We start from the raw sequence: 11,995 nt of genomic DNA on the forward strand, positions 1-11,995 counted from the left end.
GTCACTTATCCTTCGGTGGCCGTTGATTAGGAAGACCTGTTATCTTACCATTTTCAATAAATCTTTGGTGTGTTACGTTCCCTTGCTTATCATAGATATACTCATATATACCTTTCTTATCATTAAAGGAACCTTCAGCCTGAAGAAGTTTTCTTTCTACACCATCACCCCCTTTGAGCGTGAAAACTTTTCCCTCCATCAATTGCTCCCGGCTCAGATAACTTGCCCCCCGATGAGTGGGATCGGGTTTTAAACCACTACCAATTCTGTCTGCTTTAAGAATTTTATTAACAACCGAAGATTTTAATGCTGTTTCCACCATACTCGTGGTTTTCACAACAATCTTCTGCGTGAGAACGACGCCGTTTTTCACCACCCCTGCACCACCAGCAAGCAGTCCAGCTATATCGGTAACCAGCTTGCCACCTTCGACCCCCGCATTAAACGAACCACTTGCGCCAGCTTTCTTATACTCTGCTTCCATATGGTCAATACGATCTATATAAGACTGCTTTATCGCATCTGAAACGTTACCTAACACATCGCCACTGTTAAACAGTGATTTCAGCGCTTCGTAAGTTTGCTGCGGATTTGCCCCGACCTTTACGATACCGTCAACGGCATCATACAGTCCTGCCGGCACGCCTGCGATCATCCCTGCTGCAAAGCTGCCATCCTGTCCAAGGTCAATCGCAGTCCATTTAGCCTGTGCGCCTGCCTTACAAGCTAAAGTCTGACATTCGGCAATTTCTTTATCTCTCTGAGCCTGTTGTTTCTGGCTCAAATAGTTATTCTCAACCGTGGTCATACCCGCCTGCGCCCCCGCCACAGCAGACGCAGAGCTGTCGCCCACCAGTCCACCGGATAAGCCCGCCGCCAGCGTCGCCAGCGCAGAGACCGTCTGCTTCTGGGTTTCGTCCAGCTCGTCGGCCGGTTTCCCGTACATCTCGGTGGCGATCATCCCCACCAGCTCGCCCGTGGCGGCTCCGGCAGCGCCCGCCAGCGCGTTTTGCCCCTGAGCGGCGGCCAGCGCAGCGTTGACCACCGCGTGCGCGGCAACTTTGCCCTCGTCGCTCAACCCGCTGCGGTGCCCAATGACATCAGCCAGGTACGGTGCGGCACTGCCCGCGAGGGCCGCGCTGAGATCGCTCCCCGCCAGGCCCTGAACCGCCGCCGTCGCCGCCTGAATCGCCCGCTGATACTCCCCGCCGGTGCCAAAGCCGGAGGCGTTAAACGCATCGTTCCAGGCTGTCTGGTAGATCTGGCCGTTAATGTCTTCCAGCGTCGCGGTTTTGCCCGGGTTGGCTTTTTCCCACGCCGCTTTCGCCCCCTGCAGATCCTGCGCGTTGACGTTTTTCAGCTTCTCTTTCGCCGCGTTGGTGGCGCGGATGCTCCCCTCGGTGCGGGCAATATCCGCTACCTGATTGCCAATCTCGCCGATCAGCTGCGCCTGCTGGAGCCGCTCCTGCTCTTTCTCTTTGTCGAAGATAGGGGAGAGCGTCTGGTTGGCGTGCTCCACGTCGCGGCTGAGCTGATTGACATCCTGAACCTGACGATCCTGGTCGCGGACAATCAGGGTGCCGTCCGATACTGCGGCGTGCGTGGTGCTGCTGTCATGCCCGTCGCGGTTGGCCCCCACCAGCAGGCCGTTCGCCATGTTGCCAGCAAACTGGCTGCCGATGCTGCCCCCGGTGCTCATACCCACGCTCTGGTGTTCCACTTCGAAGTCGGCGCTGTTTTCGATATCGCTAAAGCCAATGGTGCCGGTATCGAGACGGTTTTTATCAGCGGTAGCCGTCGAGCCAATCACCGCCCCGTTGAGCTGGGTATGTTCGCCCACGGTGACGTCGTAGCCGCCTTTGCCGGCGAAGATCCCGGTCTGCTCCACGACAGAGTCGTAGTTGCTGTGCATCTTGTCGCGGCTGAGGTTGGCGCTGGCCGAGCCGGTCATGGAGCCGATGCTGAAGCTGCCCCCCGCGCTGGCGTTCTGCTGCTTCGAGTCGTAGCGATCGCTGTCCTGCTCGGAGGTGAGGGTCAGGTTGCGGCCAATGTTCGCTCTCACCGTTTCGCCGCTCACCTGCGCACCGGTCAGGGTGGCGTCACGTCCGGTCAGGATATTCACCTGGCGGCCCGCGTCAACGGTGGTCTCGCTGTGGGTGGTGCCGGTGCCGCTCTCGTTGCCCTTGCCGCGGTTGACGCTGGCGGAGATGTTAATGCCCGCTCCGCCGGAGCCGTACCCGATGCCCACTCCGACGCTGCCGCCCTTGCTCTCGTTTTTACCGTCCAGCAGCTGGGTGTTTTGCGCCGAGCGCAGATACAGATCGCGGTTGGCGGCGAGGGTCAGATCGTTGCCCGCCTTCAGCTGGCTGCCTTCCACGGTCAGATCCCCGTCGGCGCCGCGCACGCCGCTGCCAGTGGCAACAACGCTGAGATCGCGTCCGGCGTTTAGCGTGCTGCCCTGGGCGGTGTTCTGCTCGCTGTACTGGGTCGATTTCGACGACTGGCTGCCGTAAGAGAGGCTGATGCCCACGGTATTGGTGTTTGATTTGCCTGCCCCCAGCGCCTGGTCCATGCGTGCGGCCTGGGCAGCCTGCACGCCGGAGAGCGCGGCCTTCACGCCCTGTAACGCCTGCAGGCGGCTGCTGCCGGAGGATTTCGCCTGCTGCAAGGCCTCGACGGCGCTGTTCAGTGCGCTGCCGACGGTGCCGGAGAGCGCCAGGGTCAGGCCGGAGGTTTTCTGTTCCACCTCATGGGTTTGCTGGCTGCGGTTGTTCACCGCCGTGATGTCGACATTTTTACCCGTGAGCGTCATGTCCTGACCCGCCACCAGATCGGAGCCGCTTACCGTCAGGCGATCCCCTGCGCGCAGGGTCAGGTCGCCGTCGACGCTGCCGACGGTGCTGCCCGCCTGGGTCACGTCCGCGCCGGTGTCGGTGGTTTTGATGCTCTGTGTGCCGACGCTAAAGCCGATCCCGCCCGAGCTCAGCAGCCCCGATTTTTTCTCCTGCTTCTGGTGCAGCTCATTATTGCGTTCGGCCTGGGTCTCCACGCTCAGGTTGTTGCCTGCCAGCAGAGCCACATCCCCGGTGCCCGCCACGTTGCTGCCGCGCACGGTGAGATCGTTTCCGGCGGTGAGGTTTACCGTGTCGCCGTTCAGCTCGCTGCTCTGCACCGTCTGACGGGCGATCTGGTCGCGGGTGGTGGTGGTGGTTTTCGACAGCCAGCCGTTACCGCCCACCACTTTATGCCGTTCGTCCAGATCCTGGCTGTTTTCACCCGCCGTCAGGGTCAGGTTATTCCCGGCGCTGACGTTCAGCGCCTCCCCGGCTGAGAGGGCGGCGGCGCGGGCGTTGAGGTCGTTGCCCGCCGCCAGGGTCACGTCGCCTTTGCCGGTCACCTCGCTGCCGATGCTGTTGGTCTGCCCCTGTTTCAGGCTGTTGTCACCATCCCACACCAGGCTATCGCGGCTGGCGGTCTGGAGATCGTTGAGGTTCATATCCCGCCCGGCCACCAGTTGCGCTTTGCCGTTCTCGCCGCTGGCGATCACCTGCGCCCCGGTCAGGGTGATATCCCGCCCGGACTGCAACGCCAGTTTTCCGTCGTCACCCTGCACGTAGATGCCGGAGACGCTGTCAATGGTGGTGCGGGCGAAGCGGTTCTCGCCGTTCACACTGTCGGCACTGAGGGTGGTGCTGGTGAGGTTAATGTCGCGTCCGGCGCTGGCCAGCAGGCTGCTGTCGCCCACGATGGCACCGCCGATATTGTTGATATCGGTGCGCGCGTTGAGGTTGACGTCCGCCCCCTGGATGGTGCCGGTCTGGTTGGTGATGTTGTCGGCGTCCAGTTGCAGGACTTTGCGCCCGGCAAGGGTGCCACGGTTAAACAGGTCGCCGTTAAGCTTGATGGAGACGTTGTTGCCGGCAATCAGCGCGCCAGAGCCGTCGATATCACCCGGTTTCACTTTGGCGTAGACCTGCGGCACCAGCACGTTCTCGGTGGAGCCGTCCGGCATCTTCACCCGGGTGTTGACCAGCCAGACGATATCCCCGGTCAGCAGCGCCATCTGCTCTGGCGTCAGCGCCACGCCAATCTTCAGGTCGTACTGCTTGCCGAAGGTGATGCCGCGATCCATCAGCGCCTTGTACTGCTCTTCGTCGTTGTTGTAGCCATCCAGGTAGCGCTGGCCGGTGATGCCAATCACCTGCTCGCGGATCAGGCGCTGCTCATAGTAGCCATCCCCCAGCCGTTTCAGCGTGTTGTCGCCATCGGCGGTAAAGGCGTCCTGCATATAGTCGCTGCCGAGCCACTGGCGCTCGTTAGTGAAGCGCGGATCGGTCTCCACCAGGTACGGCACCTCCGCCGACGGGTTCACCTTGAACAGGCTGTTGTCCGGCAGGGTGGTGTTGGGCCCGATAATGCGGATCGCACCGTCGGCCGGGGTCACTTCAAACTGCTGCCCGGCGGGCGGGGTCACCGGCTCGCCCGGCGAAACGGTCTGCTGCGGGGCGGGTTTTACCCCGGAGGCATGGCCAATGGTCACGTCCGTTCCCTGAGCTACCCGCGGAGTGATGCTGAGATTGCTGCCCTCGACGCTGCCGTTGCTGATCAGCTGGCCTGGCTTCAGGGAGATGTCCTGAATGGTGGTTGGCGGGGTGTATGCCGTGCGATCCCGGCCCTGTTCATCGTCGCCTTTGTGGCGAATACGGTAGTAGTGGGTGACGGTGCCCTCATCGGTGGTGTAACGCTTGCCGGGCACGTCGTCGTTCTGCACGCTGCCCATCTGGTCAATCGCCAGGGTGCCGCCCGCGATCACCTGGCTATTGTCGTTAAACAGTTTGTCACCGGTCATCAGCAGGTTGCCCCCGGCGAGGATCTTCGCCGGGTCGCTCTCTTTGATGCGCGTTTCGTCAATGGTGCGGGTGTAGTCGTACTGGTTGAAGTTGTCGTTATTGGCGCCGGTATCGTCTGGCGTATTCAGGTTACGCAGCCCATCGGAGGAGTTGTCATCCACCCAGACGCCTTTTTCTGTCGAACTCCAGCGGTTGGTTGAGCCCGTGTGCTGATAGTCGGTGAGATCTTCCTGCGACACCCGCACCACTTCGGTGGAGAAGTGGTCGTTGATGTTGTTGATCTGCCCGGCGGCAATCACCATATCCCCGGCGGACTCGATGGTCGAGCTGTGGTTGTTGAGGGTTCCCGCCCGGCCGGTGACAGCGCCGCTGTCGTCCAGCGCGCCGCCGATGCTCATGCTGCCCGCACTGTAGATCAGGCCGTGGTCGGCGTTATTCAGGGTCTGCACGCCGAGGTTGACGCGCTCGCGACCGGCCAGCGTCGCCGCGGTGCCGTTTTCCGCAAGGTTGTTAAAGGTGATCGTATTGACGCCCACCGCGTCGCCATAAATCCGCCCGGTGCCGGCGTTGGTCAGGATGTTGGCGTTGATGCGGGTGGCGATCCCGTCGATCAGGCCGGTGTTGCGTACCGTGCCGCGGGCCGTCAGGGTGGTGCTGCCAGCGTTGACTTCACCGCTGGCGAGGTTGTTAAGATTCGCGCTCTGCACGTCCAGCGCGCTGCCCGCCATCAGCTGGCCGCTGTTGGTGAGATCGCCGTCGGTGGTGAACGTCAGGTTGCCGTTGGCGAGGGTGCTGCCGCTGTTGTTCACGCCGCTGTTGCTGTGAAGCGTCATATCCCCCAGCGACAGTAGCTGGCCGCTGGCATCCAGAGACTGAGCCTCCACGCTCAGCGCTTTACCCGCTTTCAGGGTGCCGTCCGCGTTCAGCAGGTTCAGGGCGCTACCGCTGAGATCCAGGGTATCGCCCGAGGCCAGCACCCCCGCGCCGTTGTTCAGCACGCCGCTGTTATTGATGCTCAGGGTGTTATTCGCCAGGATACTGCCGCGCTGGTTATCCAGACTCCCGGTGTTCAGCGCCAGGCTCTGGCCCTCCAGCCCCTGGTTCTCGCCGAGCGTACTGGTGTTAACAAAGTCCAGGGCAGTGAGGGTCACGTTTTTGCCGCTGCGGATCAGCCCGGAGACGTTATCCACCACACCCTGGGCGCTGTCGAGGAGCAGGTCGCCCACCGACTGGATCTCTCCGCCGCCGTTTTGCAGGTTACCGGTATGCAGGGCGGTATCGGCCTCGCCAATTACCCGTCCGCCGTTGCGGTTATCGAGGTTCGTTGCCGCGATCTCCGCCGCGCCGCTGGCCGCCAGGGTGCCCGCCTGGTTATTCACGGTGTCCGCCGAGAGGTTCAGTGCCCCCAGGCTGTTCAGGGTGCCGTCGCGGTTATCGAGGGCATCAGTGGTGATGTTTACGCCGTCGCCCTGCAGCACGCCTTTATTATTGATGAGCTGCGAGGTGCCCAGCGACAAGCTCCCTGTCGCAGCAAGTTGCCCGGAAATGTTGTTCAGCGTGTCACCATTGAAATTCAGGCTGTTGCCGGAGAAGGTAGTCCCCTGGCTGTTATCCAGCAGGCCGCCGCTGAGGGTCATAGCCCCGACCGATTTCAGCGCGCCGCCGCTGTTGGTGAGGGTGTCGAACCCGGCGGTCAACGTCCGGTTCGCGCCAATCTGTCCGTCGGTGTTGTCGATAGCCCCCGCGCTCAGGCTAAAATCGCCCTCGCTCGCCAGGAAGCCGCGCTGGTTATTCAGCGCGCCGCTCTCAAGATTAAGGGAACCCTGAGAGAGCAGGGAGCCGGAACGGTTATCAAATTCATTCAGGGCCAGTGTCGCGCCGTCGGCGACAATCACCCCCTGCTGGTTGTCGAGGCTTGCGGCGCTTATGCGCTGGGTTTTCGCCGCCTCAATGCGGCCTTTGGCGTTGTTTACCGCCTGCTGGCTGGCAATCTCGCCATCACCCGCGCTAGCTGAGATCAACCCCTGCTGATTGTTTACGCTCCCGGCCTCCAGCCGGGTGTTGCCCGCTACCGCCACGATCTGCCCGGCGGTGTTGTTGAGGGTCCCGGCCTTAAGCTGCACGCCGTTCGCCGCGCCAATCTGCCCCTGCTGGTTATTGAGGGTGCCCGGCAGCGCTACCTCCAGGGGGCTGCTGCCGCGCTGGACGATGTTGCCTTTCTGGTTGCTGAGGTCGTGGGCGCTGACGCTGATGGTCTCTGCCCCCAGCGTGCCGCCGTTGTTATTGAGCATTTTGCCGGTACGCACAGTCAGTTCGCGGGCGTTAACCTTCGCGCTGGCGGTGCTCACGCCTTCCGCGCCGCCGTCCAGCAGCACGCGTTTGCCCTGGGTCTGGCTGCCGCTGACGTCCACCCCCTGGCCGCGGGCGCTGAGATTGCCGCCCGCCAGGGTTTGTCCGTGGGCGCTCAGCTGGCCGCCGGTGCTGATTTCCAGATCGCCCGCATCGGCGAGCTTGCCGTCGCTTTTCACCCCGGCGGCCAGCACGCTCTGCTGAGTGCCGGTGAAGCTGGCCGCGTTCACCCGGACGTTATTCGCGGCGGTCATTACACCGCTGTTGTTCACTTCCCCTGCGGTTTGCAGGCTGGTACTGTCGCCGGCGCGCAGGGTACCGCTGTTCTCGATGCGTCCGTCAGCGGAGATCGTCACGCTGCCCGCCTGGGCGCCAATGGCCCCGGCGTTACGTACCCCGACGCCGCTCTCGGTGCCGACCATGCGGATTTTGCCTGCGTACATGCCGCCGAGGCTGGCCACGTCCACCGCCAGCTGCGGGCGGGTGGCAGGATCGTCGCTGCCTTTTTCGATCGTCTCGTGGGCGGCATCTACCTTGTTGCGCCCGGTGGTGACCTTCAGATCGTTGGCCCACAGCCCGGCGTTAACCTTCACCGAGCGGGCGATGATGTCGGTGTAATCCGCGCCGGAGGTATCCATCCCCGCGCCTTCAACCACCACTTCGCCGCGCTCGACGTTAAACCCGGTCAGCGCGCCGTCTTTCATCTGCGGCTGGCCGGTGGTGAGGGTGGCGCGGTTGGCGTTGATAAAGCCGCAGCCGCTACAGGTAATGCCTGACGGGTTGGCGATCACCACCTGGGCTTTCTTACCCGCCACTTCGATCATGCCGTTCAGCTTGCTCGGGTCGCGGGAGCTCACCTCGTTGAGGATCACTTTGGCTTCGCCTTTCGCCAGCCACGGGTTGCCCGCCACCATGCCGCCGATATTGGTCTGCACGTTTTTGTGCGAGTTGTTGAGGATTGCCCCTTTCTGGTCCACGTCGAACTGGGTGTAGTTGTTACGCGATACCCCCGCAGCAGATGGCGTCTGGATATTGACCTGCGGCGTGCCGTTGGCGCTGTTGATGACCGTTGGCTGCTGGTTTTTTGGCGCACCGGCGTCGGCCACGATAGTGGCCTGCGCCGTCTGCACGGCCCCCATCGCCAGCCACAGGCTAAAGCTTAAGGCGCTCACCTTGCCGATAAGCTGGCTGTGGGTATGGCCAATGCCGGAAGAACGGGACGAACCGGCGCGGCCGGAGCGGGCGATATCCGCCACCACCATCAGCATGCCGCGCGCTTTGTTAAAGATAATTCGGTACAGGTTCTTATTCATGGTTCATTCCTTTAAACGCTTCCGGCAGGCTCACGGCGAGCGGGTGATTCTGTTGCCACTCTCTGGCGTGTTGACGGCTGACGCGGCTGCCGTGGAACAGCATCACGCGCTTGCCACGCTCCGCGCCGCGGTGATACAGCGCGCGGCAGACGTGGTCGGGGAAGATATCGCGACGCATCAGGTTGTACATCGCAGCGGTATGGCCGAAGGGGGCGATCCAGTCGCAGAACCAGATCCGATCCCCGCAGTCCCAGTCCGCCTCTCGCATCTCGATGGCGGGGCGGGTGAGGTAGCGGGCTTCCGCCTCCTCGTTCAGCCAGGCCCAGCTGAGGAAAAAGACCGGACGGTCGTTTTCGCTCACCAGCACGTACTGGCGGCGCTTGATGATCGGCAGCAGCAGGGTGGGCAGGGCGTGCAGGGGGGCATCCCGGTGCATTGGGGAGTGCATCCACAGCCAGACGGTGGCGCCCAGCACTTCGGCCTCGCTCTCCTCACCGCCGAGGATCAGCGGCGCTTTGATATCCAGATCTCCGACGCGCATCACCAGCTCCAGTTGAGGTTAAAGCCGAGCGTCAGATCGCTGGTTTCAAAGCCGTCCGGCTTCGAGAACGGCGTCCCGGCGAACAGGTCGTAGCCGGTGTTAAAGGCGTTGCCGCGCAGGCCCGCCACGCCGCCCGCCAGGTGTTTACCCACCTGGAGATCGGAACTGTAGCCGCCCACTTCGCCGTAGTCGGCGCCCAGATAGAATTCCTGGTTCGGCAGCGGTGTGCGCCAGGCCACATCGTTACGCACGTACCAGCCGTGGCTGGCGCTGAGGGTGCGTTCGCCGTCAAAGCCGCGCACCGTCCAGCGGTTGCCGATGGCGAACTGATCCTGCGGCGTCAGCGGCGTGTTGCTGATCTGGCGCAGATACTGCACGTTGTAGCGGAAGTTTTGCGTGCCGATGGCAAACGGCAGGTCGAGCTGGGCGCTCAGCAGGGTAATTTTGCTGAGCGCAGTGGCATCGCCCCAGTACTCTTCCGGCGCAGGCTGCGCGCCAAACCAGCGGGTGCCGCGCTGATAGCTGATGCCCGCATCCAGCGTCGCCTGGCCGATGTAGTGGCGATGATCCAGCCCGATGCGCCAGCCCGCGGTCTGACGGCGCTGGACGCCCACTTCCGTGTCGTCGATATAGTTGCGGGTCTCTCGCGCCAGCACGTCGTAAGAGAAGGTGGTTTTTTGCGAGCCGCTGCGGTGCAGCACCCGGCTGAGCTGAATGTCGAGGTTTTTGCTTTTACCGCTGTAGCGATAATCCTCGTTCAGCCCGGCGACGGTCTGGTGGTAGTCGTAGTCGCTGCCGGTGACGCCCAGCATCCAGTAGCCGAAGGGCACCGAGTAGTGGGCGGTGACGTTTTTACTCCCTTTGCCGCCCTTGTCGTTCAGATCGTGGCTGGCAGAGACGTAAAGCAGATCGCTCAGCGAGAAGGGGTTATCCAGCGACAGCGTCACGCCGCCCTGGTAGCGCCCGGTGGTTTCGGTCCCGGCATCGTCCAGCGACAGGCCGATACGCCACATTTTGCTCTGCTTGCGGGTGATGACCACGTCGCTCTCGCCCGGGTTTTCCCCTGGCAGCAGCTCCATACTGGCCTCGACCGTTGGCAGGCGCTGTAAGTTTTCCAGCCCCTGTTCAATATCGCGCAGATCCAGTAGGTTGCCCTCGTGAGCCGGGAAGGCGCTGTAGAGCTGGATATAGTCGTCGCTCTCTTTGGTCAGCTTCACGTGGCGGATAGTGCCCGGCACGATGGCAAGTTTCAGGGTGCCGCTCTTCAGATCCTGCGACGGGGCTAGCACGCGGGTGGTGATCCAGCCGTGGTCGACGATGCGGTTCTGCAGGGTGCTCATCAGCAGGTTAATGCCCTTGCCGCCCAGACAGCGCCCCTGCGCCTGGTCCGCGATACGCTGCAACGGCAGCCAGTGGGGCAGGGCCTCCTCGCCGCTCAGCTCGACGCGGTTAATCGGAAAACAGGGCGTTTCAGTCGGGAAAGCAATGTTGCCAGAGCCGGACGACGGTTCTGAAAGGCGCACATCCGGGACCGGCGGGGTTAATTGCTCCTCTAATGCTCTCTGGCGCTGCTGCTGAATAATAAATTGATTATCGGGTGGTGCCGCGTGGGCAGAGAACATTAAAGGCAGACCAGAGGCTGTCGCCATTATCAGGGCGATATTATGTCGGGCTTTCATCGGCGAATCCGTGCTGTGTAAGCAATAAAGAAGGCAATGTGAATTTGTGTAAAATTGTTTAAGTATTGCGAGGGGAAGGAAAGGGGGATTAATCCTAAAGCCCGGAATTATCCGAGTTTTTGGCTCCTTAAATCTGGTAGGTTAAGGCTTAGAGAATATATTCCGCAGGGTTCTCGTGGATATTCGGGAATATCCACGAGAAACTTAAGTGAAATTTATCGTTATTTCTGAATGCGGTCGACACGGACCACCGGTGGATTTGATTTTTTATCCAGACTACCGTTAATGCTGATCATATTATCGGGCTGGACGGTACGGCCATCAAATACCGCTTGGGGGATCACCATATCAATAGTGCCAGTTTTATCGCGGAATTTAAATTTATCGCCGCCGGAACCTTCAATGAGATTACCGCGCAGGGAGATCGTAGCCCCATCGTGCATCTCTTTGGCCTGCTCCACGGTCATGATGCGGGCATCTTCCGCCCCACGATAACCATCATCCAGCGCGTGCGGTGGAGGAGGGGCAGTATCTTTCTTCAGTCCACCATTATCATCGGCATACGCGGCCGGAATTATAAGACAACACAATAAGGGTGCGACGGATAATTTCATACGACCTCCTTGGTTTAGCCTGCTTGACAGATTAAGCCTGGTTGCTATTTTTTAATTTGCAAACAAGAACAGTCTTAATCAAATTTATCTATAAAAATCATCTGGCTGCATAATATTAATTAACGAGACGGTGCGGTGATATATGGCAAAAGCCAAAGGAAATCCCCCTGAATTGCCCGGTGTCAAACAGAGTCATGCTGCCCTGCAGTTTGAATACGATGCGCACCGCTTCGGTTTTGTTCTGTTAATACTCATTATCGTCGCTGCGCTGTTAGGGCTTTTTTCTGGCGGCTATTTTAGCGAAGCGACAAAAACTAACGCTCCGGGCAATCTGCAGGTGGAGTATGAACGTTTTGGACGCTTGCAAACGCCTATTGAGTTGAAAATTAGCGTGCCAGAACAGAGTACTACGCCGCTGACGCTGCGCATTGGCGGCGAATATATGGAACGGATGCAAACCGATAATATCTGGCCGCAGCCCGATGAAATGTACAGCGAGGGCGGAGAGATGGTGTTGGTTTATCAGGAACCGCGCAAGGATTTAACCGTCTGGCTCTATACCACCCCACAACGCCCCGGCAAAACCGACCTTTCTGTCACGGTAAATAATCAACCGGGCCTATCTTTCTGGCAATTTATCTATCCCTAA

The 11,995-nt window shown here is 60.7% G+C and carries 5 protein-coding genes; 1 reads left to right on the forward strand and 4 read right to left on the reverse strand.

Annotation, left to right across the window (positions count from 1 at the left end):
- Position 1 precedes the first annotated feature (1 nt).
- The 4 genes from DVA43_RS23720 to DVA43_RS23735 form a co-directional block, all read right to left on the reverse strand.
- Positions 2-8,512 (reverse strand): hemagglutinin repeat-containing protein, encoded by an 8,511-nt coding sequence (locus DVA43_RS23720; protein ID WP_114316961.1) that lies wholly within the window; start codon positions 8,510-8,512, stop codon positions 2-4.
- The gene (locus tag DVA43_RS23725) at positions 8,505-9,053 is read right to left on the reverse strand and encodes a toxin-activating lysine-acyltransferase (protein WP_114316962.1); all 549 of its coding nucleotides are present in this window, start codon (positions 9,051-9,053) and stop codon (positions 8,505-8,507) included. The genes DVA43_RS23720 and DVA43_RS23725 overlap by 8 nt, the downstream gene beginning before the upstream one ends.
- Complete coding sequence (locus tag DVA43_RS23730; RefSeq protein WP_168194695.1) at positions 9,053-10,702, reverse strand: ShlB/FhaC/HecB family hemolysin secretion/activation protein; 1,650 nt, start codon at positions 10,700-10,702, stop codon at positions 9,053-9,055. The genes DVA43_RS23725 and DVA43_RS23730 overlap by 1 nt, the downstream gene beginning before the upstream one ends.
- A gap of 251 nt (positions 10,703-10,953) precedes the next feature.
- Positions 10,954-11,346, reverse strand: a complete 393-nt coding sequence (locus tag DVA43_RS23735; protein ID WP_103822610.1) for a YdeI family stress tolerance OB fold protein — start codon at positions 11,344-11,346, stop codon at positions 10,954-10,956.
- A 142-nt stretch (positions 11,347-11,488) separates the two neighbouring features.
- Here DVA43_RS23735 and DVA43_RS23740 point away from each other — a divergent pair, with 142 nt between their 5' ends.
- The gene (locus DVA43_RS23740; protein WP_103822609.1) at positions 11,489-11,995 is read left to right on the forward strand and encodes a hypothetical protein; all 507 of its coding nucleotides are present in this window, start codon (positions 11,489-11,491) and stop codon (positions 11,993-11,995) included.

It is taken from the genome of Leclercia sp. W6, from assembly GCF_003336345.1.
Lineage (GTDB): Bacteria > Pseudomonadota > Gammaproteobacteria > Enterobacterales > Enterobacteriaceae > Enterobacter.

Coding starts and splice junctions, on each gene's coding strand:
- DVA43_RS23720 (WP_114316961.1), bottom strand. CDS start 8,512: ATGAATAAGAACCTGTACCGAATTATCTTTAACAAAGCGCGCGGCATG.
- DVA43_RS23725 (WP_114316962.1), bottom strand. CDS start 9,053: ATGCGCGTCGGAGATCTGGATATCAAAGCGCCGCTGATCCTCGGCGGT.
- DVA43_RS23730 (WP_168194695.1), bottom strand. CDS start 10,702: ATGGCGACAGCCTCTGGTCTGCCTTTAATGTTCTCTGCCCACGCGGCA.
- DVA43_RS23735 (WP_103822610.1), bottom strand. CDS start 11,346: ATGAAATTATCCGTCGCACCCTTATTGTGTTGTCTTATAATTCCGGCC.
- DVA43_RS23740 (WP_103822609.1), top strand. CDS start 11,489: ATGGCAAAAGCCAAAGGAAATCCCCCTGAATTGCCCGGTGTCAAACAG.